Annotated in this window: 19 protein-coding genes and 1 tRNA gene; 17 read left to right on the forward strand and 3 right to left on the reverse strand. The window is 65.2% G+C overall.

The features are described from left to right. The first annotated feature begins 120 nt into the window (after positions 1-120). The 5 genes from MNI96_RS15660 to MNI96_RS15680 all read left to right on the forward strand — a co-directional run bounded on the left by MNI96_RS15660 (position 121) and on the right by MNI96_RS15680 (position 8,299). Positions 121-1,758, forward strand: coding sequence for a bifunctional metallophosphatase/5'-nucleotidase (locus MNI96_RS15660; RefSeq protein WP_249694659.1), 1,638 nt, complete (start codon positions 121-123; stop codon positions 1,756-1,758). A 170-nt stretch (positions 1,759-1,928) separates the two neighbouring features. Further along, the gene (locus MNI96_RS15665) at positions 1,929-3,332 is read left to right on the forward strand and encodes a tetratricopeptide repeat protein (protein WP_249694661.1); all 1,404 of its coding nucleotides are present in this window, start codon (positions 1,929-1,931) and stop codon (positions 3,330-3,332) included. 48 nt (positions 3,333-3,380) lie between these two features. Next, positions 3,381-6,200 carry a FecR family protein gene (locus tag MNI96_RS15670; protein ID WP_249694663.1) on the forward strand — a complete coding sequence of 940 codons (2,820 nt, stop codon included), beginning with the start codon at positions 3,381-3,383 and terminating at the stop codon, positions 6,198-6,200. Between the two features lie 182 nt (positions 6,201-6,382). Next, positions 6,383-6,458 (forward strand) — tRNA-Phe (locus MNI96_RS15675). Positions 6,459-6,865: 407 nt separating this feature from the next. Beyond that, positions 6,866-8,299: a DUF8370 family protein gene (locus MNI96_RS15680; protein ID WP_249694665.1), complete on the forward strand. Its 1,434-nt coding sequence runs from the start codon at positions 6,866-6,868 to the stop codon at positions 8,297-8,299. Positions 8,300-8,569: 270 nt separating this feature from the next. On the opposite strand, the gene MNI96_RS15685 is transcribed toward MNI96_RS15680, so the two are convergent. Then, positions 8,570-9,469 (reverse strand): LysR substrate-binding domain-containing protein, encoded by a 900-nt coding sequence (locus MNI96_RS15685; RefSeq protein WP_249694667.1) that lies wholly within the window; start codon positions 9,467-9,469, stop codon positions 8,570-8,572. A gap of 152 nt (positions 9,470-9,621) precedes the next feature. On the opposite strand from MNI96_RS15685, the gene MNI96_RS15690 reads away from it, so the two are divergent. Genes MNI96_RS15690 through MNI96_RS15705 form a run of 4 tightly spaced genes read left to right on the forward strand, consistent with a single transcriptional unit; the run spans position 9,622 to position 13,516 of the window. Continuing rightward, positions 9,622-10,593 (forward strand): TRAP transporter substrate-binding protein, encoded by a 972-nt coding sequence (locus MNI96_RS15690; RefSeq protein WP_249694669.1) that lies wholly within the window; start codon positions 9,622-9,624, stop codon positions 10,591-10,593. A gap of 56 nt (positions 10,594-10,649) precedes the next feature. Then, a complete protein-coding gene (locus MNI96_RS15695; RefSeq protein WP_249694671.1) occupies positions 10,650-11,144 on the forward strand; it encodes a TRAP transporter small permease in 495 nt (164 codons plus the stop codon). Next, positions 11,141-12,439 carry a TRAP transporter large permease gene (locus MNI96_RS15700; protein WP_249694673.1) on the forward strand — a complete coding sequence of 433 codons (1,299 nt, stop codon included), beginning with the start codon at positions 11,141-11,143 and terminating at the stop codon, positions 12,437-12,439. Before MNI96_RS15695 ends, MNI96_RS15700 begins: the two co-directional genes overlap by 4 nt. A 30-nt stretch (positions 12,440-12,469) precedes the next feature. Continuing rightward, on the forward strand, positions 12,470-13,516 hold the full coding sequence (locus MNI96_RS15705; RefSeq protein WP_249694675.1) for an NAD/NADP-dependent octopine/nopaline dehydrogenase family protein: 1,047 nt from the start codon (positions 12,470-12,472) through the stop codon (positions 13,514-13,516). Here MNI96_RS15705 and MNI96_RS15710 read toward each other — a convergent pair. Continuing rightward, positions 13,494-14,414: a LysR family transcriptional regulator gene (locus tag MNI96_RS15710; RefSeq protein ID WP_249694677.1), complete on the reverse strand. Its 921-nt coding sequence runs from the start codon at positions 14,412-14,414 to the stop codon at positions 13,494-13,496. The genes MNI96_RS15705 and MNI96_RS15710 overlap by 23 nt on opposite strands. A 167-nt stretch (positions 14,415-14,581) precedes the next feature. Here MNI96_RS15710 and MNI96_RS15715 point away from each other — a divergent pair, with 167 nt between their 5' ends. The 7 genes from MNI96_RS15715 to MNI96_RS15745 all read left to right on the forward strand — a co-directional run bounded on the left by MNI96_RS15715 (position 14,582) and on the right by MNI96_RS15745 (position 23,042). Beyond that, complete coding sequence (locus MNI96_RS15715) at positions 14,582-15,628, forward strand: glutamate cyclase domain-containing protein (protein ID WP_249694679.1); 1,047 nt, start codon at positions 14,582-14,584, stop codon at positions 15,626-15,628. Between the two features lie 71 nt (positions 15,629-15,699). Then, entirely contained in the window at positions 15,700-16,782 is a 1,083-nt protein-coding gene (locus tag MNI96_RS15720; RefSeq protein WP_249694681.1) for a TRAP transporter substrate-binding protein, read from the forward strand. A gap of 5 nt (positions 16,783-16,787) precedes the next feature. Next, entirely contained in the window at positions 16,788-17,339 is a 552-nt protein-coding gene (locus tag MNI96_RS15725) for a TRAP transporter small permease subunit (protein WP_249694683.1), read from the forward strand. 1 nt (position 17,340) lies between these two features. Next, entirely contained in the window at positions 17,341-18,621 is a 1,281-nt protein-coding gene (locus MNI96_RS15730) for a TRAP transporter large permease (protein WP_249694685.1), read from the forward strand. 549 nt (positions 18,622-19,170) lie between these two features. Continuing rightward, on the forward strand, positions 19,171-20,061 hold the full coding sequence (locus MNI96_RS15735; RefSeq protein ID WP_249694687.1) for an alpha/beta hydrolase: 891 nt from the start codon (positions 19,171-19,173) through the stop codon (positions 20,059-20,061). Positions 20,062-20,100: 39 nt separating this feature from the next. Next, a complete protein-coding gene (locus tag MNI96_RS15740) occupies positions 20,101-21,048 on the forward strand; it encodes a TAXI family TRAP transporter solute-binding subunit (RefSeq protein WP_249694688.1) in 948 nt (315 codons plus the stop codon). 62 nt (positions 21,049-21,110) lie between these two features. Further along, a complete protein-coding gene (locus MNI96_RS15745) occupies positions 21,111-23,042 on the forward strand; it encodes a TRAP transporter permease (protein ID WP_249694690.1) in 1,932 nt (643 codons plus the stop codon). A 22-nt stretch (positions 23,043-23,064) separates the two neighbouring features. Here the strand turns inward: MNI96_RS15745 and MNI96_RS15750 are convergent, their stop codons facing one another. Continuing rightward, positions 23,065-23,988, reverse strand: a complete 924-nt coding sequence (locus MNI96_RS15750; RefSeq protein ID WP_249694692.1) for a LysR family transcriptional regulator — start codon at positions 23,986-23,988, stop codon at positions 23,065-23,067. A gap of 75 nt (positions 23,989-24,063) precedes the next feature. On the opposite strand from MNI96_RS15750, the gene MNI96_RS15755 reads away from it, so the two are divergent. Further along, positions 24,064-25,749, forward strand: coding sequence for an amidohydrolase (locus MNI96_RS15755; RefSeq protein ID WP_249694694.1), 1,686 nt, complete (start codon positions 24,064-24,066; stop codon positions 25,747-25,749). Positions 25,750-25,763 lie beyond the last annotated feature (14 nt).

The raw sequence follows: 25,763 nt of genomic DNA on the forward strand, positions 1-25,763 counted from the left end.
AGCTGGCAGTCTCGCAATCGCGAATAGGGGGCAGAGGGCGTGAACGCCTTCCTCTTGTCGGCAGCCTGGGCAGTCGCCGCATCGACGGTGCGCGGCCCCATCCTACGGGGAGTGGACAGTATGCGGGTTGCTTCTTTCGGCGCGGCCATGCTGGCCGCCGCGGGCGGCATGGTGCTGTCGGCATCCCTGGCGGTCGCCCCGGCCCAGGCCGATTACGCCCTGACGATCCTCCACATCAACGACCTGCATTCGCGCCTCGAGCCCATCAACAAGTACGATTCCACTTGCAGCGCCAAGGACGATACCGAAGGCAAGTGCTTCGGCGGCATCGCCCGCGTAAAGAGCAAGATCGACGAGCGCCGCGCGGCCCTTTCCGCCGCCGGCCGCAACGTGCTGACGCTCGATGCCGGCGACCAGTTCCAGGGCTCGCTCTTCTACACGACCTATAAGGGCGCCGCCGCTGCCGAGTTCATGAACATGATCGGCTTCGACGCGATGGCCGTCGGCAATCACGAATTCGACGACGGACCGGCTGGCCTCGCCGGCTTCCTCGACAAGGTCGATACCAAGGTCCTGTCCGGCAATATCGAGGTGGAGAACGAGCCGACGCTGAAGGGCCGGGTGCCCGGAACGCTGGTGCTCGAGATCGGTGGACAGAAGGTCGGCATCGTCTCGGTTCTGGCCGAGGATACGGTCGAGACCTCCTCGCCCGGACCCAACGTGTTCTTCCAGCGCGCCGAGACCTATCTGAAAGGCGCGGTCGAGGGACTGCAGGCAGCCGGCGTCGACAAGATCGTCGCGCTGACCCATATGGGCCTGCCGCGCGACATGGAGATCGCGACGCGCGTGCCCGGCATCGACGTCATCGTCGGCGGCCACTCGCACACGCTCCTGTCCAACACCCACGAAGGGGCCGCCGGTCCCTATCCGGTGCTGGTGCAGAACCCGGCCGGCCGTCAGGTGCCCATCGTCCAGGCCTATGCCTATGGCAAGTTCCTCGGCGAGATCGAGATCGTCTTCGACGATGCCGGCAAGGTCGTCTCGGCGACCGGCAATCCGATCCTGCTCGATGCCTCGGTGCCGGCGGACAAGACGGTGGCCGCCCGCCTTGCCGAGCTTGCCGCACCGCTCGAGGAACTGCGCGCCAAGGTCATCGGCAGCACCAGCGAGACCATCGACGGCTCGCGCGACACCTGCCGCGCCGGCGAGTGCGCCATGGGCACCCTCATCGCCGATGCCATGCTGGAGCGCACGCGCGGGCAGGGCGTGCAGATCGCCATCCAGAACGGCGGCGGCATTCGCGCCTCCATCGATGCCGGAGAGGTGACTATGGGCGAGGTGCTGACGGTGCTGCCGTTCCAGAACACGCTCGCCACTTTCCAGCTCAAGGGCCGCGATATCGTCGCCGCGCTGGAAAACGGCGTCTCGCAGGTGGAGGAGGGGGCCGGCCGCTTCCCGCAGGTCGCCGGCATGCGCTTCACCTGGACCCGCACGCGCAAGCCGGGCGACGGTCGCATCATACAGGTCGAGGTCGAGGAGGAGAACGGCTGGCAGCCGCTCGACATGGACAAGACCTACGTGGTCGCCACCAACAACTACATGCGTGGCGGCGGCGACGGCTACAAGATCTTCTCCGAGGCCGGCACCAATGCCTACGATTACGGTCCGGGTCTGGAGACGGTTCTGGCCGACTACATCGCCGCGCGCCCCGACGGCTACAAGCCCTATACCGACGGCCGGGTGCGCGAGGTCAAGTGATCCGGCCTGTCGCTTCGCGCGGCCCTCGGGCGCAGGTCGTCAGGGGCAGGTTGTGCCCGGAATGCAACATAACCCTCATTATTTGACAGGGACTGCCCTTTGGGCGGGACTCTCACAGGGCACGTAACGTAATCTCCCCCCGTTCAGTACATGTTTTTCCGGAGGGGGTCGTGAACGTGGCGGTGGTTGCCCGGCGTGGGGTTCTGCGTATTGCTGGAGTTGCTGCTGCCGGACTGCTCGCTGTCGCCGGCGCGGCGCAGGCACAGAACGTCGCACCTCAGGCCCAGAGTCAGTCCGTGCTCGCCGGGGCGCCCCTGTCTCAGGAGCAATTGCGCGCCCGCCAGACCGAGCTTCTGGCTGCGATGATGCGCGATCCCGCCAATCTCGACATCGCCTTCGAATACGCCACCCTGTCGGCCCGCATGGGCGACTACGAGGCGGCCATCGGCACCTTCGAGCGCATGCTGATCTACGCGCCGGGTCTGCCGCGCATCCAGCTCGAGCTCGGCGTCCTCTACTTCCGCCTCGGCTCCTTCGATGCCGCGCGCTCCTATTTCGAGCAGGCCCTGCAGGCGCCGAACGTGCCGCCGGAAGTGACCGAGCGCGTCCAGACCTTCATGACCGCCATCGAAACGGCCGAGGACCCGACCAAGTTCTCGGCAACGCTCATGACCGGCCTGCGCTGGCAGTCCAATGCCAATGCCGGTCCCGGCGGTCGGCAGGTCACGCTGAACGGCGTCACCTTCCTCCTGGACGATACCGCCATCGGCCGCGCCGACTGGAACGCTTTCGTCGCCGGCAACGTGCATGCGGCCTATGATCTCGGCACCCAGGGCGATCTGCTGGAGGCGGACCTGCTGTTCTACGGCGGGCGCTATTTCGACAGCACACGGCTCAATACCGAGCTGGCGGAGCTGACTTTCGGTCCCTCGTTCAACCTGGCCCGCTTCGACATCGACAATGCCCGCCTCGGCCTTTACGGCATCCTGACCGGCGTGCGGCTCGACAATTCCAACTATTCCGGCGCGACCGGCTTCGGCGCCCGCTTCGGCATCCAGCCGAGCCCGCTGTCGAGCGTCAACGCCAAGATCGAGTACCGCTATCGCTGGTACCGCGACAGCCGCACCTATCCGACCGTCAGCGACCGCAACGGCTACCAGATCCTCGCGCAGCTGACCAACAGCTACCAGTTTTCCTCTGCCTGGTCGGGCCGCGTCGCGCTGCTCGGCGACTACGAGCATGCCTCCGTGCGCTACGAGCAGAGCTGGGAGGCGGGTCTTTCGGCCGGTCTCACCTATCGCTTCGCCTCGCCGGTGGAGATGCTGCGCACCGTCTGGTCGGTCGATGCCGATGTCGGCTACATCCGCCGCGAGTTCGACGCGCCGGACCCGGCGATCAGCGCCACCGAAAGCCAGACCGACAACGAGCTGTGGGTGCGCGGCGCGCTGAACGTGCCGTTCCGCCAGGACATAGCCATGTCGCTGGCGGCCGAATACCGGCGGATGCAATCGAATTACCAGACGCGCGACTATTCCAACACGTCGCTGACGCTGAGCCTGATCAAGACGTTCTGACATCGCCTGATACTCGACATTACACGCGCCGTTCCGAAGGGGGCTGAAATGCGCAGGCAATATGTGATGGCGGCTCTCGGTGCCGCCCTTGTCATGGTGCCGGGGGCCGCGACGGCCCGAAGCGACGTCGGCGTTGCCGCCGCCGTGAACCAGGATGCCCTGCGCACGCCGCCGGGCGCGCCCACCCGCACCGTCGTGCTCGGCGACAACCTGATCTTTCGCGAGCGGATCGAGACGGCTGGCGAGGGGCTGGTGCAGATCCTGCTGGTCGACGGTTCCACCTTCACCGTCGGCGCCAATTCCGATCTGGTCATCGACGAATTCGTCTACGATCCCGATGCGGGCACCGGCAGGCTCGTCGCCACGCTCGGCAAGGGCGTTGCCCGCTTCGTCGGCGGCCGGCTCAGCAAGAATGCCGGCGGGGTGACGGTCAAGACGCCGGTCGGCACCATCGGCATTCGCGGCGGCATCGCCAATCTCAACCTGCTGGACGGCGGCGCGCGCTTCTCGCTGCTGTTCGGCGACGAGTTGAGCTTCACCGGCCTCAACGGCGAGAGCCGGCGCATCTACGAGCGCGGCTACACGCTGGCCATCGCCTCGGCGCAGGCGGGCAACTACCGGCCGGAAATCCGCCGCACCAACCAGGCCGACATCGCCGGCGTGCAGCAGGGGCTGGCCGGGCGCAGCGGCCAGACCGGCGGCATCTCCGCTCCGCCGACCGACACCCAGGTCCGCAATTCCGGGCTCGGTCAGACCAATTCCGGTCGGCCGGTCGTCGCCGTTCTGCCGCGCCCGCGCCCGGAGGTCGTCCAGTCCACCCGCATCACGGAAGGCGGCCAGGTCGTCAACGAGATCAATCACGGCGCCACCGGCGATATCATCCGCGAGGTGGTCGGCGATCCGCCGCCGCCGGTCGATGGGGGCGAGGTGGTGATGCGCGTGCTCACCGCCGCCGCGTCCTACGATCCGGCCTTCGAGACCTTCACCGTCACCGATCCCGGCCGCCAGGGCCTCATCGGCGGCACCCCGGGCAGCGACATCACCGCCACCTTCACCGTGACCGGCGGCGGCACCCAGCTCACCGGCACGATCGGCGGCGAGACCATCACCATCCCGCTGCCGACGGGCGGGGAGGCAGCGTTCCGCGTCGTCACTTCCGGCGGACGCACGGTTGCCGGCTCCGTCTATCGCAACGGCGACCATTTCCTCGCCTTCACCTATTTCGAGGAGATCACCGCGCCGCTGCTCATCCCTTCCGAGGTTCCGGGCGATATCGGCGGGCCGCTCGTCGTCAACGAGCCGACCTTCGGCTTCTGGGGCGTGCGCACCGACCCCGATGCGCTTCGTGTCGCCGGCGCCAACCAGATCCGCCGCTATCACCTGTCGTCCGATCCGGTGCATGTCGCCCGCACCGGCATCGGCCATGACCTGTATTTCCTCAATCCGCTGGCCGGCGAGATGCTCGGCTCGTATTTCCTGCAGAACGTGCGCACCAGCGATCTTCTGACGGTGACGGGACCGAACCTTACCGAGAACGACACGCGATTCCTGGTCGCCTCCATGCTGATCCAGGGGCAGGGCGCCAACCAGGCCTCGGCGATCTCCGTCTCGGCGGGCCGGATCTACGAGGACGAGGAGGACGGGCTCGTCGTCGGCGGGCCTCGGCGCGGCGGCTTCCGCGTGTCCGGCTACGACCCTTCCGTGCTCTATGCCGGTCCCGTCTCCTCCGTTCCGGGGGGCGATGGCAGCCATGTGTTCGGCCCGAACGGCGAGAATTTCGTTCTCGGTTTCGGCGTCGGCGACCTCGACACCGGCAACGACAGTTCCGCGCGCCTGCCGCTTCCCTACGAATCCGTCACCGACACGGTCTCCGGCTACATGCATGTGGCGCAGGTTGCGTCGATCTCTCCGGTCGGCGAGTTCACCCGCACGAGCCGGCTCCTCAACGGCTATGCCTCCGGAATGGTCGAGGTCGGATCGAATGGCGGCGCTGCCGTGCCGTTCTGGTCGCTGACGCCCGAGATGCTGACCATCGGCTTCGACGCGGTCAACAATTCGGTCGGCGCCAGCATGACCGTGCTCGACACCTTCGAGGCGGACGATCACCTGGCCGCGCTGGTGCTGGGCTTCGGCGACAGCCTGTTCACCACCGGCCCGAACGGCCAGTCGGCGCTGATCGACGACGACCGCTATGCCCTGACCTACAATTTCGGCGAGACCTTCGCGGTCACCGACGAGGGATCGATCATTGCCCCCGACAGCAATCCGCGCAGCTACATGGTGCCTTCGACCCTGGTCGCCGGCGCGGACAACGACCTGTTCACGGACGTTGCGCGCTGCACCTGCGCTTTCCTGGAATGGGGGTATTGGGGCACGCGCTTCCGGGGCGAGGACGTGTCGGAGACGGCGCCGTTCGACCCGCGTCGGCGCGACTTTGTGCATCTGGGCACTTGGGCGGCCGGCGATGTGTCGACCTTCGGCGAGTTGCCGACCGTCGGCTCGGCCTCCTATGCCGGCCATGCGGTCGGCAATGTGGCGCGCACCACGACCGACGGTCCGGTGCAGTATCTCGCCGCCGGCAATTTCAACATGACCTACGATTTCGGCGCGCGCAGCGGCACGGCCAGCATCACCAATTTCGACGGATACAATTTCGGCGGATCGGTGCTCGGCCCGTCGGGCAACCCGGAGGGGCTGAACCATTTCATCGGAGGTCTGGGCAATCCCGAGGAGACCCTGTCGGGCGTTCTGACCGGTTCCTTCGTGCGCGGCCCCGGCGGGCCGGCGCAGGGCGTCGTCGGCAGCTTCGGCGTGTCCGATCCCAGCGGCTCCTACACCGCGACCGGCGTGGTCGTCGGCCAGCAGTAGGTAAGTTCCGTCAAGGGTTTGCCGGGCGAAGGCCCGGCGGCCGCACCCTCGAACGCAGCCGCGCCGGACGCTGCTTGCGCGCTTGTGCAAAACTTTGGCGAGGGAACTGGACAGGCCTTGTGGGAGCCTCTATAAGACCGGCACTTCGATGCGACGCGGGCTTGCCGCGACACGCTTCGCGGGCCCAGGTAGCTCAGTTGGTAGAGCAGCGGATTGAAAATCCGCGTGTCGCTGGTTCGATTCCGGCCCTGGGCACCATTCATTTTTAAGTTGAATTTGACCATAAAGTTATCCAGAGGATCAATAGATTATTATTTCGCGCTCCCAAAAAAATCGGAGCAGTGGAGAAATTGATGGTATTTTCCACGGTACATTGGGAGGTATCCTCACCGATACCGTCAAGATCCGCCGAAAACGCTTTAAATCGACTACTTGATTTCATTTAATAACTTAAAAAATGAAATGCTGGTGGATCGATCCTCATATGCGGAGCCGCAATGGTAGGTTGGTAATTGACGTCTATCTATCCATCGTGCTTCGGCGTCCTCGGAGCAGGATGATAGTTAGGTTCTGACCCTGCCGACGACAGGCCAGCCACAATGTCATGTTGCGGTGTTGGTAAATTCCCTCCAAATTGTCACCAGGCTACCGGGAGGGGGAGCAAAATGACTACGTTTTCCAATCCATTATTGTTCTCGCAGCACTTCAAAATCGATCCCAAAAACTTGGCTGATGCGGGTCTAATCGATCCATTCCTAACCGTGGACACGCAGTTATTTGTTGATCCGATTCTCTTGGGTAAATCGGAACACAGGCTCATTCGCGAAGATGGCTATCGAAGCTTCTGCGCTCATTTTCAACGGGTCATCCGGTTGCTTGCTATGTGCAAGCGAGAAGGAGATCCTGCTTGGAAGGCTGCGCAGCAACAGATGAGCTTGCGTGAGGCCCCCGCAAATGGTCTTGGCTATGGGACCAGCGATAGGCCGGGGAATTCGCGACCTAATGAATTGCGTGACGTGATACTCCGCACTGCAAAGGAGATCGTGGAGCTTGGGACACAAGATCCCGAAATGATTTCGCTTATGGGCTTTTTTGAGGAAAACGTTGGGCCTGACACGATCAGCGATCTCACATCTCGTGTCATCCAGCCACAACTTGCTAGGCTAACAAACGAGTTCTGTGATCCGCTGGGCATCCCTTTGAAGGTTTCGGACGCAACACCGGACATTGCTCTGCCGCACTACACCAACGCCGGCGGAAAAGAACGGGCGCTTGTACTCGTTCCCTCGGACATTGTTCGGGAACTCCCCGTCGCGAGAAGCTGGGACGATATCGAAGCAGCTATTGATGCCAATGCCTTAATTCGCCAGCGCGTGAACGCGCTCCTTGCAAGCATCGCTCAACCAACAGTAGCGGATCGGAAGGAAGCACTTCGCAGTGCAGCCATGCAATCGAAGGATGTCTTTGAGGCTTTCATTGCCGCGGTTAAAGAGAGTGCAACCTATTACGACCCCAATATTGACGCGCTCGGGTATTATCGAATCAAAGAAATACTCCAAGGTGACTTGAATCTCTTCAGGAGCGATCAGAAATATGACGTATCAAAAGGAGTTAATGAAATTAAGAAGGTCGTTTTGGATACAATTGAACGGTTTGCTCATCATATTGAGAAGGGGAATTTATGGGAGGCCCTTTGGATTGGCGATAAACCGAAGAAAGAAAGAGCCGCTCAGCTTATATATTTTGCGATGTCAGACTGCTTTTGTGAAGCGAACGACATCGACATATCACCAGAAGCAAACATGGGTGGCGGACCTATCGATTTCAAATACTCCAAGGGATACCACGCCCGGGTCCTAGTCGAGATGAAGCGCTCAATGGGCCAAGTAGTTCATGGCTACAATCGTCAGCTCGAAATCTATAAGAATGCTTCAGGCACCGATCATGGGTTTTTCGTGATTCTTGACTACGGTGGCTTGGGGAACAAGTTGGAAAATATTCAACAGACGAGACGTGAACGTCTCGCCCGGGGTGAGCCTGCATCGGAGATAGTAGTGATAGATGCCAGCAAGAAGGCTTCTGCAAGCAAACGAGAATAGATGGAGTATGAACAACAGTGCCTGATTTAGCCACGATAACAGATAGATGCGACAACCAAAATGTAGTTAATTTCAATTTTCTGGTGATTTACAGTGTCGATATATCTGACGGCATCTGAACACCAGTGAGAAGGGCAAACATTTAATATCAGTAATATAAGGCCCTGGGCACCACCACTCCCCCACCGATTCCGATCAGATCAGGCCCTTGACGACATCGCGCGTTGTGGCCAGCCGCTCGCTGGGCGCTGTCCCGACAGTCGCGCGATCTCAGGTGCACTCCGCGAGAGCTTGCGGGATATGCGTGAGAAAGGCGTCGTCGACATCGCTTCGCACATGCCGCGACGATGTGATCAATGCGATTTCGAGATCGATCCTGGGGACGAACGGCCGGATGGTCGTTCTGCTCTGGTCTGCGGACCGGGCGGAAACGGAATCCAGCAGAGCAACGCCCAGCCCTTGCGACACGAAGGCCGCGCAGGACAGCGCATGCTGCATTTCGCCGACGATGCGCGGGGCGATCTGCCTTTGCGCGAAAACCTCGTTGATCTGCGGCCGGATGGCGCCGCTGCGCCCGAGAACGTAGAGGCTTACCCCGTCGAGATCCTCAGGGATGATCCGGGGCCGCTCGGCCAGCGGATGATCGGCTGGCAGCAGGCAGACGGTTTCGACCTCATGGCGCGACAGGACGTTCAGCTCCCGTTCCCACCTGCCGGGCATGCAGATGCCGAGGTCGTGCTCGCCGCGGGAGACCTGTTCGGCGATGGCGCGCGAGGTATCGGAATGCAGGCTGATGGCGAGGTCCGGAATATCGGCAGAAACGCGCGCCACCAGTTTTGCGGCGAAGCTGTAGGAGAGGAACGGCGGCACCGCCAGCCGATAGGGCTCCAGCGCAAACCGCCGGATCCGCCGCGCCGCTTCCTCGACGAAATCGAGGCCGAGAAAAACGCGGTCCACCTCTCCGATGAGGCGCCGGGCGGCCGATGTCGGCAACAGCCGCGGCCCGACCCGCTCGAACAGCTTGAGATCCAGCGTCTCTTCCAGGTCGGAGATCAGCCTGCTGACGGCGGGTTGTGAGATCGACATCTGCTCCGCCGCGATGGTCATCGTGCGGTTGGTCATGATCAGGCGGAACGCCTGGACCTGTCTCAGGGTGATGCGGGCGGCCATGGCTGTCCTGGCAAGGATAATGCCAGGTTATGATAGCATCGATTATTGAGATTAGAAATTATCATTGAACCTCGGCAGATTAGGCAGATCGGAGCCCGGCACGATGAGCCGGCACAGCTTCTGGCAGGGAGATAATGATGAAACGATACGCCATGTCCGCGCTTGCAGGCGCCATGATCGCCGTCCTTTCGGGAGGAGCCGAGGCCCAGACGCTCCGTCTTTCCACCCAGGGCAATGCCCCGCATCCCTGGCTCGATGCGGCCGAGGTCCTGAAGGCCGAGGTCGAGCAGGCGACGGAAGGCCGCGTGAAGATCGACATTCATCCCGGCGGCGTGCTCGGCAACGACGCGACCGCACTGGACGAGATGCGGATGGGCACCATCGACCTGCTGATCGGCGGCACCCAGGAGGCGACGCCCTTCTTCCCGCAGTTCCAGCTGTTCAGCATCAGCTACCTGTTCCCGGACGAGAAGGTGTTCCGCACGGCCATGGACCCGTCGGGTCCGGTGACGGACCACTATCGGCAGGTCTATCGCGATGCCGACAACGGCCTGACCCTGCTCGCGCTGACCGGCGGCGGCATCCGCAACCTCAGCAACAACATCAAGCCTGTCGAAACGCTGGAAGACCTCAGTGGCATGAAGCTGCGCGTGCCGGGGTCGCGCATGGACGCGCAGATGTGGGAAACCTCGGGCGCGCAGCCGATCTCGCTGCCCTTCACCGAGCTCTACACCGCCCTGCAGACCGGGGTGGCGAATGCTTTCGAGAGCTCGATCAGCGCCTATGTCGGCGCCAAGCTCTTCGAGGTCGCGCCCTACCATTCCAAGACCCAGCACCAGTTCATGGTCAGCCACATCACCATGAGCCGCTTCGCCTTCGACCGCCTGTCGGCGCAGGATCAGGAGATTTTCCTCAAGGCGGCGGCCAAGGCTTCGGCGACGGGCATCGACCGGGGCATCGAGTATGACGCCTCGCTGCTGGAGCCGCTGATCGCGTCGGGCAAGGTCACGGTGACGGAGGTCGACAAGACGCCGTTCATCGAGATCATCCGTCCGCTGCACGATCAGGTCGCCGCGGAAATCGGCGCCACCGACGTCCTGCAGATCATCCGCGACATCAAGTGACTTTCCGGTGCCGGTCCCGGTGCGTCCGGGGCCGGCCCCGTGATGGGAGGCAGCTTATGCTGATAAGATTCAATGCCGGGCTGGAGCGATTTTTCTACCTGGTCGGCGGCGCCTTCTTCCTGGCGTTCATCCTTTGCGTCCTGTTCCAGATCGTTGCGCGCAACTCGTCGCTCGGAACCTTCGTGTGGACGGACGAGGTGGCGATGTTCTGCTTCGTCTGGACCGTCTTCCTGGGATCGGCGGTCGGCTACCGGCGCGGCGTCCACTACGTGGTCGAGGTGCTGCCCGGCAGCTTCACCCGCACCAACACGGCGCTGACCCTGCTGGCGCTGGTCCTGTGTCTTCCCGTGATCTGGGTGCTGACCGTCGAGGGCTGGACCTATGCCGAGATGAGCTGGCGCCGCTTTTCGTTCTCGCTCGGCTTTCCGATGTTCTACCAGAACGCGGCCGTCGCCGTGTCGGGCGCGGCCATGGCGCTCTTCTCGGTCGAACTGATCGCGACCACCGCATGCCGCCTGTTCGGCACCCGGCAAGCCGGGGTGCAGGGATGACGCCTATCGTCACGCTGATCGCAGGGTTCCTGTTTCTGATCCTCCTGCGCGTTCCGATCGCCTTCGCCATCGCGCTTGCGTCTCTGGTCACGGTCGTCCAGCTGGGCCTTCCCGCGACGTCGGTCGTCAACCAGATGGTCTCCAACATCAACTCCTTCGCGCTGCTCGCGGTGCCGTTCTTCCTGCTGCTCGGCCGGCTGATGAACGACAGCGGCATCACCGACCGGCTGATGACCTTCGCGCAATCGATGGTCGGCCACATCAAGGGCGGGCTCGGACATATCAACGTCCTGGTCAGCATGATGTTCGCCAGCATGTCCGGATCGGCGGCAGCGGATACGGCGAGCGTCGGCGCGATCATGATCCCGGCGATGAAGAAGGCCGGCTATCCCGCGCCCTTCGCCGTCGCTCTGACGGCGACCTCCTCGACGCTCGGCGTGATCATTCCGCCCTCGATCCTGTTCGTGATCTACGGCGCCTTCGGCAATGTCTCCATCGCCGGGCTGTTTCTGGCCGGCGTGCTGCCGGGCCTGCTGATCGGTCTGGGGCAGATGGCCTATACCTATTACGTCGCCCGGCGCTACGGGGTCGCCAACACGCCCTACATGCCGTGGCAGGCACGCAAGGAGAGCGCGCGGCGTGCCGCACCGGCCCTGCTCATTCCCCTGATCATCCTCGGCGGCATCATCTCGGGCTTCTTCACCGCCACCGAGGCCTCGGCCATCGCCGCGCTGGTCGGCCTGGTGCTGGCGGTCGTCGTCTATCGCACCGTGCGGCCCGCGGCCCTGTTCGACATCCTGGCATCCACCGTCGTCGCCTATGCCCTGCCGATGTTCGCGGTCGCGGCCGCAGGGATCATGGGCTGGCTGATCGCCTATCTGGGCGTCGCCCGCGAGGTCGCGACGTTCATCACCTCGATCTCGGATACGCAGACGGGCGTCATGCTGCTGCTGATGGCCTTCTGCCTGATCGTCGGCACCGTGCTCAGCCCGATGACGGCGGTCATCATCTTCCTGCCGATCATCAAGGAGCTGGGCGTTCTCGCGCAGATCCCGGACATCCATCTGGCGCTGGTCGTCTGCCTGTCCCTGGCGATCGGACTGACGACGCCGCCCTACGGGATCTGCCTGCTGATCGCCGCGCAGATCGGCGAGGTCGACATGCCGCGCGCCTTTCTGGCCGTGCTGCCGATCATCGCGATCACGGTCGGGATCATCCTGATGGTCATCCTGCTGCCGGGGGTCTTCCTGTACCTGCCCGCGACCTTCTTCCCCGAGGCCTTCCCGGCCTCCTGACGGCGCGCCTGCCCAACCCAAGGAAAAACAATGAAGATTACCGTGATCGGCGGCGGCCCCGTCGGTTTGACCTACTGCGCGCTTCTCCAGCAGGGCGGCCACTCGGTCGGGCTGTGGTCGCAAACCCACCCGAACGGGCTGAGCCAGCGTTTCGACGGCGCGTTTTCCGGCGATCATGCGATCCCCGGTGCCGGCAGCCTCGAGGATGCGGTGCGCGGCGCCGACGTCATCGTGCTGGCGCGCTGTGCGCAAGGCATGCAGGACGTGCTCGACCGCCTTGCCCCGATCCTCGATGGCCAGACGGTCGTCTTCAGCGCCGAGCTCTCCTTCGGGTCGATCTATCTGGCGCATGCCCTGGAGCGGTCGAAGACCCGCGCCGGCATCGTGTCATGGTCCACCACCGTGGCGACCGCACAGCGCCGGGACGGGGTCGTCCGCGTCGGCACGGTGCGCGATGTGATCGACATGGCGGTATCCGGATCGATGCCCGCGGAGGATGGCCTGCGCCTGTGTCGGGCGCTGTTCGGAGATCGCTTCCGCCTCAAGGAGAGCCCGGCGCTCATCGGCATGAGCAACCTCAACCCGCCGATCCACCTGGCGAATTCGCTCGCCAACCTGACCCGGATCGAACAGGGCGAGGACTGGGAGAACTACCAGTGCATCACGCCCGTCGTCGGCCGCATGATCGAGGCGCTGGACACCGAGCGCCTGGCGCTGGCCGGCCGCTTCCGGTTCCAGGTGCGCGACGTCTTCGACCACTACATGATGACCTTTCCCGGCATCCGGCGCGGCAGCGTGTCGGACATGGCCCGGCAGGTCTTCGAGCGGGCGCCCGGCACCATGGGCCCCCGCAGCCTCGACACGCGCTACATCACCGAAGACGTGCCCTTCGGCCTGATCCCGCTCTGCGAACTGGGCCGGCGCTGCGGTGTGCCGATGCCCTTGCACGAGGCCGCGATTGCGACGCTCTCCGCCTATCTCGGACGCGATTTCCGTGCGCAGAACGGGATGCTGGAAACGGTCGTCGCCGAACTCCAGGACCGTCTCAAGGCGTCTACCTCGCGAACAGGCGGTTGACGTTCTCGACCTGATCGCGAACGACATCCTGGAACACGAGGGAAAAAAGTTCGCCCCCGCGGCTGCGGCCGGTCGCCGGAAAGATCGCCGAGAAGCGGAATTCGATCGCGGGGGTGAACGGCCTGACAGCAATCTTTTGCAGGTCGACGCTGATGACGGAAAAGATATCGGCGATCGAGATGCCGAGCCCGGCCGACACGTAGCTGGGCACGGTGTTGGAATAGAGCGTCTGTGCGGTCCTGCCCGGCTGGACGCCCGCGGCCTCCATCTCGGCCTCGATCTGCATCCGCAACAGGCTGCTGACACCGAGCGAGATGAAGGGTTGGCCGTCCAGGTCGGCGACCGAGATCACCTCCCGCTGCGCCAGCGGGTGCGCCTTCGGAAGCAGGCAGATCGCGGTGGAGACGGGCATCTCGATATGGTCGACATCGGTTCGCTCGGGCGGGACGCGGCCGAGCCCGATGGAAAACTCGCTGCGCTGCAAGGCGTCGAGGATGTGCACCGAATTGTCCGAGTGGATGAAGAAATCCATGTCCGGCCCCTTCTGGCGATACCGGCGGATCGCCTCGGGCAGGGCGCCGGACGACAGGGTCGACATGGCGGCGATGCGCAGCCGCCCCTCGGACTTTTCGCGCATCTCCCGCGCGCTCTCGCGAACGCGCTCCATCGCCTCGAAATACTTCTCGACCTCTCGAAACAGCGCGACCGCCTCGGGCGTCGGACGCACGCTCGACCATTTGCGGATGAACAGCGTCAGCCCGAGATCGGCCTCGAGATCGCGCACCAGGCGTGTCACCGCAGGCTGGGTGATGTTCAGGATGCGGCCGGCGGCCGTCATGCTGCCGCTGATCATCACGGCGCGAAACGCCAGCATCTGTCGATGGTTGAGCGAGCGCAACGTCTCTTCCCTCCGCCGCGAATCTTCCAGGGCCAGCCAAACATGACAGTTCCGGAGCCAGGAGGGGCATAACTTTATCTGATGACGTATTCGGTAATTCGATTCGCCAATCGAAGGCACGGCTTCCTACGATCTGCGGCATTCCGAGACCCGAGAAGGAGCCGAGCGTGCCGGACATCATTGGTGAATATGTCGATCGCCTGATCACCGTCGAGATGCGCAACCGGGGCATGAATCACAATATCATCGCTCCGATCTATGACGAGGCGCGGCGCGAGGGCGGCGGCCGCCCCATCACCGCCCGTGCAGCCGAGGCGCTGGTGGATCGGGTCGGCGAGGGCGATGTGGTTCTGATCGTGACGGGCGCGGGCTACCTGCCCGAGGTGCCGCACGGCGAAAGCGACGGGCCTCCGGGCGCCGTGTCGCTGGCGCGGGCGCTGTATTGGGGCCTCAAGGCCGTCCCGGTCTACGTGTCCGAAGTGTGTCACGCTCCCCCGATCAAGGCCTCGTCCGAGGCCGCCGGCATCATGATCCGCGATTACGAGCTGGCGACGGGCCGCCGCATGGGCGCCGCCCAGGTCACCGCCCCCGAGGAGCAGGGCGACATAGACCGGTGGGCGAGGGACCTCCTCGACCGCACCCGGCCCAAGGCGATCATCGCCATCGAGCGGCTCGGGCCGAACGAGAACGGCATCGTCCACTACTCGACCGGCGTTGCGCCGAAGAACTGCGTGAATCTAGGCCCTCTGTTCGACCAGGCGGCCGAGCGCGGCGTGCTCAGCATCGGCATCGGCGACAACGGCAACGAGATCGGATTCGGCCGCATCCATTCCTTCATGCAGGATTTCCACCCCTATGGCCGCGAGACGCAGACCGACAAGCCCGGCGGCGCCATCACGGTGACGGCCACCGACATCTTCCTGCCGGCCTCCATCTCCAACTGGGGCGCCTACGGCATCTCCGCGATGCTGGGCTTCCTGTTGAAGGACAAGGAGCTGGTCCAGGATCCGGAGACGGAAAGGCGCATCATCCGCGCCTGTCTGGATGCTGGCGGCTGGGAGATGCGCTACTGCACCTCGCGCTTCATCGTCGACGGGGCGGAAGGGGAGAGCTCCATGGCCATCGTGCAGCTGCTGCGCGACATGGTCCGACTGAACATTGCGCCGCCCGACCGCGGGTTGTCGCACGGCAAGATGAAAGAGGCGGCGCGATAAAGCCGCCCGACCCCGCACGGCCCTGCCGGAACAAGGGCAGGGCCGGCCCCACCCTCCAGAGAGGACTGTCCATGAACACTCTTGCGAAACGGCTCGGCGCCACGGCGCTGGCATGCCTGCTTCCCATGGTCGCCGCGGCTCAGGACCTGCCGCAAACCAAGCTTTCGGTCATCGGCTCGCCGGTGAACTCGCCGAACTGGACGAACGTGCTGCAGCCGTTCTGGAACGAGACGGTTCCGGCCGACAGCAACGGCCGCGTCACGGCAAACGCGGTCAGCATGACCGACCTCGGCGCCAAGGGCCCGGAGCTGATGCGGCTCGCCGCCTCCGGCGTTGCGGACATCGTGGCGGGCAGCACGACCCTGATTTCCGGCGAACTGCCGGAGAACGACTCCATCGATCTGGCCGGCCTCGCACAGGACATCGATACGCTGCAGCAGATCATCGACGCCTATCGCCCGACGCTGGAAGAGCGCTACCGCGACCGCCTCGGGGTCGTCCCGCTCGGCTTCTGGCCGACCGGTGCGCAGGTCCTGTGGTGCGCCACCCCGGTCGAAGGGCTCGACGATCTGGCCGGCAAGAAGGTCCGCGTGTTCTCCACCACCACCTCGTCGTTGACCGCGGCGCTGGGCGCCACGCCCGTCACCATGGCCTTCAACGAGGTGGTTCCGGCTATGCAGCGCGGCGTCATCGACTGCGCGTTCACCGGCTCGAACTCGGGCAACAACGCGAAGTGGACGGACGTTTCCACGCATCTGGTCGACCTGACCGTCGGCTGGGGCGTCAACTTCATCGTCGCCAATTCCAAGACCTGGGACGCGCTGAACCCGGCCGTCCAGGCCTTCCTGCGCGACGAGGTGCGCACCAAGCTGGAGCCGGCGGGCTGGGAGATGGCCCGTGTCGCCACGCAGCAGGGCATCTGGTGTTCGGTCGGCGACGACCGATGCGAGCCCGAGGCGACCGCGCCGCGCAACCTGACGAAAACCGACCTGAAGCTGGTGGAACTGACCGAGGCCGAGAGCGCACGCCTTCGCGAGATCGTCGCCGGGCACGTCATGCCCGAATTCACGCAGGCCTGCGGCGCGGACTGCGTCGCCCGCTGGAACGAGACCGTCGGCAAGGTTCTGGACATCCAGCTGACAACGGCGAGGTGATCAGCTTGGCCGATCCTCTGATCTCTCGCAAGCTGGCGCGACTGGCCCGGCTTGCCGCCATCGGCAGCGGACTGCTGCTGCTGGGGGCGGCCGGGCTGATGACAGTGGAAATCCTGTCGCGCCGCCTCTTTCACTTCGGCCTCATCGGCGTCGACGAACTGGCGGGCTACGCCTTCGCCATCGCCATGGCCTGGGGCTTTGCCCAGGCCCTGTTCATGCGGGCGCATATCCGCGTGGACCTCGTCTATCTGCGGCTGCCGACCGGGGTGCAGCGGTTTCTGGACGTCGTGGCCCTCGGGGCATTCACCGGGATCATCGGCATCCTCGTCACCCATGCCTTCGGGACGCTCGCGGAATCCCTGCGTCTCGGCGCGCGCGCCAGCACGCCGCTGGCCACGCCCCTGTGGATCCCGCAGGCGCTCTGGCTGGCGGGGCTGATCTTCTTCCTGATCTGCCTTGCGGGCTTGCTGTTCGATCTCGTGCGTGCGCTGGCCCGCGGCGACCAGGCCCTGGCGGCCGAGCTGGGCGCCTCGGAATCGGCATTGCGGAGGCCGTGAGATGGGCATTGCGCTGATCCTTCTCTTCGTCCTCATCGCGCTCGGATTGCCGATCGCGGCGGTTCTCGGCTGGCTGGCCGTGCTGCTCGACTGGCTGCTGTCGCCCTTTCCCCTGCAGCGGGCCTTCGGCGAAATCGCCTGGTCGCACAGCATCGAGTTCACGCTGATCGCGATCCCCATGTTCATCATGATGGGCGAGATCCTGCTGCGCTCGGGCATCGCCGACCGGATGTACAACGGTGTCGCGGCCTGGCTCGGCTGGCTGCCCGGCGGCTTGATGCACGCCAATATCGGCGCCAGCGCCCTGTTCGCGGCAACGTCCGGCTCCAGCGTCGCGACCGCCGCCACCATCGGCACCACCGCCATGCCGCAGGTCGACCGCCACGGCTACGGCGAGCGGCTTTTCCTTGGCTCTCTTGCGGCCGGAGGGACTCTCGGCATCCTGATCCCGCCCTCGATCAACATGATCATCTACGGCTTCCTGACCGACACATCCGTCCCGCGCCTGTTCATGGCGGGGCTGATCCCCGGCATCGTCCTTGCGGCGATCTTCTCGCTGGTCATCGTCGTGCTGTGTGTCGTCAGGCCGTCGCTGGACGGCGACCGCAGCGCGCCGACCGCGCGGGCCCTGCTGGCCAGCCTGCCGGCGCTGGCGCCGCCTGTCGGGCTGTTCGCGGTGGTGATCGGGTCGATCTATGCCGGCTGGGCCACTCCGACCGAGTCCGCGTCCATCGGCGTCATCGTCTCCTTGATGCTGGCCGCGGTTTATCGGCGGCTCAGCTGGGCGATGCTGGTCGAGGTGTTCGTCGGCACCATCCGCACCTCCTCGATGATGATCCTGATCACGCTGCTGGCCTTCCTGCTGAACTTCGTCATCGGCGCGACGGGAATGGCCGGCGTGGTCAACGACTTCGTGAGCGGCCTCAACTGGAGCCCGCTGGCGACGATGCTGATGATCCTGCTCGTCTATCTGGTGCTCGGCATGTTCATGGACACGCTGGCGATGATCGTGCTGACCATCCCCATCGTCACGCCCATCGTCGTCGGCCTCGGCTACGATCCGATCTGGTTCGGCGTCATGATGGTGCTGGTGGCCGAAACCTCGGTGCTGACCCCGCCCATCGGCATGCTGTGCTATGTCGTGCACGGGGTCCGGGGCAGGGGCGACCTGACGGATGTGTTCATCGGCGTCACGCCGTTCATCGCCGCGCTGATGGGCATGATCGCCCTGATGCTGGCATGGCCCGAACTGGCCCTGTGGCTGCCCGGTCGTCTGTACTAGGTCGTGGACTCATAATTGTGCCGGAAACGGCGTCTGGCCCGGCAATGATATGCCAGGAGGAGCGTGATGGCCGGGGCAAGTCCCCCGGCCGAGCGGTCCGACGCCGCAGATCGAAGTCGGGCCGACGCCCTCCGGGTCTGGGCGAACCTGCCGGCAGCAGCGTCGCAAGACCTTGAAAACCGGACGGTTTCCTGCGGACTTGCTCCTTGTATCCGATCAGGTTCGCGCAGACCGTTTCTCGCCAGAATTATGAGTTCACGACCTAGGCAACGCCCGCTTCGGGGCCGAAGAGGCAAGGCCCGGCTGAGCCGTTACGCGGCGGGCCGGGCCTTTGTCTTTCCCGCTCCCCGCCCGCCTTGCGCTTGCAGCAAAACCCGACCATCCCGTCGCCAACGGGAGAACTGCCTCCGTACAACCTGCAATTTTTATCGGAAAAACCAATAATTATATCCAAAAAAGGCAGGTTATCCGATGAAGCCTTCTGGCGCAGGGTTGGATGTCCGGCGCGTTTTTTGACCGCGCCACTCCAATATCCCTCGGGAGCCAGAGTTGAGCGCTGTCTATCTGAATTACACGCAAGCCGAACTGGACCAGGCGTATGATCAATCGTGCTGGGCTCCGGAAATGGCGGATACGCTCGCTGCCTATGCCGCGCTGAGCCTTGCGCAGCGCGAGGAAACGCCGCCGGAAGTCTTCCGCTACGAAGAAGACGCCATGGGCGGCATCGATGTGTTCAACGGGTCTGCCGAGGGGCCGCTGATCTATTTCCTCCACGGCGGCGCCTGGCGCTCGGGCGACCGTTCCATGTACAGCTTTCTCGCGCGCAACCTTGGCCGGATCGGCTGCCCGCTGGCTGTGCCGGATTACCCCAAGATCCAGTCGGTCGGCTTGCCGGCGATGGTCGGCCGCGTGGCCTCGGCTCTGCGCGCCCTGCTGGCGCGCCGGCGCGAGTATGCCGGGCGCGGCCTGGTTCTGGCGGGCCACAGTTCCGGTGCGCACCTGGCCGCGTGTCTGGCGACCGGGGCAGGGGGCGTCGACATCGCGCAGCGCGTGTCCGCCTGTCTGCTCGTCTCGGGCATCTACGACATGGAGCCGGTGCTGCTGTCGAGCCGGCGCAGCTATGTGGACGTGACAAGGGCCGAGGCCCGGCGGCTGAGCCCGCTGGAGCATATCGAGGCGCTGGGGCCGGGGCGCATCACCCTGGCCTACGGATCCCGCGAAAGCCCGGAATTCATCCGGCAGGCGGAAGAGTTCGGCCGGGTGCTTGCTTCGAAGCGGCGCGATGTCCGGATGCTGCGGGTCGAGGACCGCGATCATTTCACCATCCTTTTGGAATGCAACGATCCCGCCAGCGCGCTCTGGCAGGCCCTGGCGTCGCTGGCGGCGTCGATGCAGCGCTGTGAAGCGCCGCGGACCAAGGAGATGCAAGAACCGGAATAGACACACTGCAGAGGGAAAATGGGAGAGAAGCCAATGAGAATGAAGTCGATTGTCTGCGTTGCCGCGCTGCTTTGCGCAGCATCGCCCGCCCTGGCGGACCAGTATTCGATCGGGACCCTGCCCCAGGGCAGCAGCGGCTACGTCATCGCCGCCGCCATCGCCTCGACGGCCAGCGATCACACGAGCAACGACTTTATCGCCGTTGCGACCGGCGGTGCGAACCTCGTCTTGCCGCAGGTGAATTCCGGCGAGATGGACTTCGCCACCTCGAACATGATCGAGGCCTCCTATGCCGTCACCGGCACGGGCAACTTCGAGGGCACGCCCTTGCCCGAGCTGCGGATCGCCGCGGTGCTGCCGCGCTATCAGGTCGGGCTCCTGGTGCGCCGCGACAGCGAGTTCAAGACGGCCGCCGATCTGGCCGGCCGGCCGGTGCCGACCCAGTACAGCGCGATGAAGATGATCGAGCTGATGCAGGATGCCACGCTCGCGGCGGAAGGGCTGGACTCGTCTCGCTTCGAGGCGACCGCGGTGCCCAATTTCGCCAAGGCCGTCGAGCTGCTCGCCGCCGGCCGTGTCGATGCGGCCTATGCGGCGGCGACCAGCGCCCAGGTGCGCGAGGCGGACGCCTCCGTCGGCGTCCGCTTCCTCGGCGTCAATCCCGTGCCGGGCGGCGAGGAGAAGATGCAGGAGATCGCGCCCGGGTCCTATCTCGACACGATGGAGCCGGGTCCGGGCCTGGTCGGCGTCGACAAGCCGCTGACCATGTTCAGCTACGAATATGCCCTGCTCGTCGGCGCCCATGTGCCGGATCAGGTGGTCCACGACCTGGTCAAGGCGCTCTACGAAAACCAGCAGCAGCTGGCCGAGACCTCGCCGCACTTCAAGGGATGGGAGCCGGCCAAGATCTATCGCCCGTCGAAGAAGGCGAAATATCACCCGGGCGCGGAAGCGTTCTTTCGTGAAGTCGGTCTTTTGAAGAACTGATCGAGGATATCGGGCAGCGGGCGGATGTCCGTTGCCCGATCCCCAGTTGAAAGGTCTTGACGATGAGGCACCCTCAGGACGGTTCGGGCGCGTGGACTGGCGTCGACCGGCTTTTCGCCGGCCTTCGCACGGCCTTTGCCGTGTCGATACCTCTCCTTGCCGTCGGCTTCTGTCTGGATGGGCCGCGCAGGCTGGGCTACGTCATCTACGACGAGCAATTCCTTGCGCTGCTGGTCGGCCTGTGCCTGTCGCTGGTCTTTCTGTCGACCGGTGCGCGCGGTACGGTCCGCGAGGGGGCCGCGCCCTGGTACGACGTCCTGGCCGCCATGATCGGCCTTGGGGTCTGTCTTTACATCGCCTCGGACTACGAAGGGATTTCCATCGCTTCCGCGATGGATCCCATGGTCCACCTGTTTCCCGCCCTTGCCGTGATCCTGCTGTTGCTGGAGGGGGTGCGCCGGGTTGCCGGCCTCGCCCTCACGGCCATCATCCTCGTCTTCCTGGTGTACGGGCTGTGGGGCTACCTGATGCCCGCGCCCCTGACCGGCCAGCAGGTTTCGCCCCAGCGGCTGGCGGTCCAGATCGCCTTCGACCCGAGCGCCATCCTCGGTACGGCGCTGTTCATCTGCGCCACCGCCGTGGTCACGTTCATCCTGTTCGGGGCGATCCTGGAGAAGGCGGGCGGCACCGAGTTCTTCAACGACATCTCCCTTGCGCTGTTCGGCGGATATCGCGGCGGTGCCGCGAAAATCGCCGTGACCTCGTCGGCGCTGATGGGCTCGATCTCGGGCAGCGCGGTCGCCAATGTCGTCTCCTCCGGCGTCGTCACCATCCCCTTGATGAAGCGCAGCGGCTACCGCGCGCAGACCGCGGCGGCGGTCGAGACCGTCGCCTCCACCGGCGGACAGCTGGCGCCCCCGGTGATGGGCGCTGCGGCCTTCCTCATGGCGGACTTCCTGCAGGTGGACTATTCGCAGGTCGTCCTTGCCGCGTTGATCCCGGCCTTGCTCTACTTCCTGTCCATCTTCTTCCAGGTCGACCTTGCCGCAGCGCGCAAGGGCCTGCGCGCGCTTTCGAAGTCCGAGCTGCCCTCGGCGCGGGCGGTCATGGCCAAGGGGTGGATCTATCCGCTTCCCTTCATTGTTCTGATCGTCGCGATGTTCTGGCTCCATCTGCGCGTCGAGGAAGCGGCCCTTTGGGCCTGCGCCTCCCTGCTGCCAATCCTCCTCTGGCGGAAAGGCGGCCGGCGCAGTCCGGGCGACCTGTTCAGCGCCTTCGCCTCGGCCGGCCGGTCGTCGACCTCCGTCATCCTGATCGCGGCGGCGGCGGGCATCATCATCGGCATTCTCAACCTGACCGGGCTCAGCTTCTCGCTGACGCGCATCCTGACGACGCTCGGCGAGAACAACCTGTTCCTGCTGCTTCTGCTGTCGGCGGCCCTGTCGATCGTTCTGGGAATGGGCATGCCGACCGTCGGCGTCTATGTGCTGCTGGCGACCCTGGTGACCCCTTCCATGATCAAGCTCGGGGTCGAGCCCATCGCCGCCCACATGTTCGTTCTCTATTTCGGCATGATGTCGATGATCACCCCGCCGGTCGCCGTGGCCGCGTTCTCGGCGGCGACCCTTGCCTCCAGTTCGCCGATGCGAACGGCGATGGAAGCGACGGTCATGGCCTGGCCGGCCTTCGTCGTGCCGTTCCTCTTCGTCTTCTCGCCGACCTTGCTGGGCGTCGGGCCGGCCGTCTCGGTGGTCGCCTCCACGGTGACGGCCCTTGCCGGCGTATGGTGCGTCACGGCAAGCGTCGTCGGCTATATTCGCGAACCCGCCGGTCCGCTGTCGCGCCTGATCATCTTCGCGTGCGGTGCGGCATTGCTGATGCCGACCGACCTGTTCCCGGGCGCGCTGCTGGTCAACATCGCCGGCCTAGCGGCGATGGTCGCGATGCTCCTGTGGTCGAGCAGGAGCAAGGCCGTGTCGGTGCCCGCCCGATAGGCGGATGCGGGGCCGGCTGGTCTCATTCGGGCTGTTCGGGATCGGGGGCGACCCCGGCCCGCTGCAGGACGGCGCGCAGCTGCTTGATGAACGTGTAGCCTGCCGGGCTCAGCGAGCGGCTGGCGGGGTAGACGCAGGAGATCTTGCGCACGATGTGCGGCTGACCGAGAGGCAAGGCAACGACATGCGTGTTGTGAACTCCGAGAATGGTGTAGCGCGGCAGGATCGCGATACCCAGGTTCTCGGCCAGCATGCCGAAAATGGTGGTGATTTGCTCCACCTCCCACTGCGGCTGGAAGTCGACGCCCGCGCGGGCGAAGCCCAGCTCCACCAGTTCGCGCAGGCCGCTGCCCCGCACCAGCGTGATGCAGGGAAACCGGACGGCCTCGCGCCAGTCGGGAGCCTCGCTCGCCGTGAGCGGGTGGTCCTTCAGGCAGAATATCATCATGTCTTCGCTCAAGAGCGGCATCGACCGCAGGTCGGTCTGGCCCGGCGTCATGGTTCCGATGCACAGGTCGACCCGGCCGTCCATCAACCGGATCAGCATCTCGTCGTTGGTGACGTCGGAGATTTCCACCTTGATGCCGGGATGGAGCTTTGAGAAAGCGGCGATCGCGCGCGGCAGGATGGTCGCGGCAAGGAAAGGGGGCGCGGCGAGGCGCAACCGGCCTTCCCGCAGTTCGGTCAGGTTGCGCACATCCGAAAACGTCTGCTCCAGTTCCTCGAACGTGCGCAGCGCACCCTTGCGAAAGGTCCGGCCGGCTTCGGTCAGCTCGACCCGGCGCGTGGTCCTGTCGAACAGGCTGGTGCCCAGTTCCGTTTCGAGATCGCGGATGATCTGCGAAAGCGTCGGCTGGCTCAGGCCGATGCGTTCCGCCGTCCGCGAGAAATTGCAGGTGTCGGCCAGGACGAGGAAGGCGTTGAGCTGTCGGAATGTGATCTTCATGCCGTCCCACTTTATCAGACAATCACCAGGGATGTGGCGCGGCCCGTCGCACGCCTGCCGAAGGAAGGAGCCAGGATGACCCTCGAGGCAAGGGACGCGGAAATTATCTTGCACGGCGCGCGGCTCGTCGACCCTGCGGGGGACGATCCGGCCGGCGATGCGATTGCCGTCGGCGGCGGGCGCATTCTCGCGCTGGGCCCGCACGAGCAGCTGAAGGCCCTGGCGACGCCCGCGACCGTCTCGCTTTGCTGCAAGGGCCTGTCCCTGATGCCGGGCATGATCGACGGCCACGCCCATCTCGACCGGGAGGGGCTGAAGACCGTACTGCCGTCCATTTCCGGCGCGCGGTCGATTGCCGAAATCCAGGCGGTCTTGCGGGAGGTGGCCGCGCGCACGCCGCCGGGCCGGTGGATCGTGCTGTCGCCCTTGGGCACGCCGCCGCTGTTTCTCGACGGCTGGTCCGGCCTTGCCGACGGGCGCTGCCCGGATCGGCACGATCTCGACGCGGCCGCGCCCGATCACCCGGTCTGGATCCGCCCCGCCTGGGGCTACTGGAGCAACAAGGCGGATCTGGTCTGCGTGGCCAATACCGCCGCCCTGAGCCTCGCCGGCGTCGGCAGGGACACCCCGTCGCCGCATCCGCTGGTCGAGATCCACCGCGAAGCGAACGGAACGCCGGACGGGCGCTTCAGCGAGGCGACGCGCATCTCCATCGTCGAGACGACGCTGATGTCCGCCGCACCCGGCTTCGACGTGGCGACCAGAACCGATGCGCTGGCCCGCTCGATGGATACCTACGCCCGCTTCGGCACGACCGGCGTCTACGAGGGACACGGCGTCGCGCGGGAGGTCATCGCCGCCTACGGCGCCTTGCGCGGACGTTGCAAGCCCGGCATGCGGGCGACACTGGTCGTCAGCCCCTCCTGGTCGAATGTCGATGCCGCCGCCGACATGGCTGCGCTGATCGCGGACTGGACGCGATGGGCGAAGCGGGACCTCGACGACGACGACCGCCTGCGCATCGAAGGCATCTACGCCGAGATCGACGAAACCGGCGAGGGGCTCGTCCGGGCGAAGGGCGGATGCTGTACCGGCTGGGCGGGCTTCCATCTCGACAGCGGGGCACCGCGCGCGCGGATCCGCGAGCTGCTGCTGGAGGCAGCCCGGCAGCGCCTGCGCGTCTCGACCATCTTCGACGACGTCATGGGGCTGATGGAGGAGGTGAACCGCTCGCAGCCGCTCGCCGGGCTGAACTGGGTCCGCGGCCATGTCGCGACCCTGGACGACCGTACCCTCGGGGCCATTCAGGACATGGGCCTGATGCTCGTCACCCATACCAACCGGCACATCGCCAAGGGCGGCTCCGCCCATCTTGCGCGCCTCGGGCCCGATCGCTGCGACGAGATCGTGCCCATGCGCAAGATCCTGGATCGCGGCATTCCGGTCGCCCTCGGCTCGGACAATCTGCCCCCGTCCTTGCTGCATCCGGTGGCCGACCTGGAGCTGCGGCGCGACCACGGCACGGGCGAGCGCATTGCCCCGGATCAGGCCCTGACCCGCCGCGAGGCGCTGGCGCTGGCGACCGCCGGCGGGGCGAACCTCCTGCTTCGCGGAGACGAGCTCGGGCGGCTCCAGCCCGGCCATCTCGCCGACATCGTCGGCTTTCCCGGCGACATCCTGACGATGGAGGCCGACGAGTTGAGGCATCTCGAGGCGCGCCTGGCCCTCGTCGGCGGCCGGATCGTCTTCAACGACGGCTAGCTGCGGAGGCTATG

This window comes from Stappia sp. WLB 29, assembly GCF_023507705.1.
In the GTDB taxonomy this organism is placed as follows: domain Bacteria; phylum Pseudomonadota; class Alphaproteobacteria; order Rhizobiales; family Stappiaceae; genus Stappia.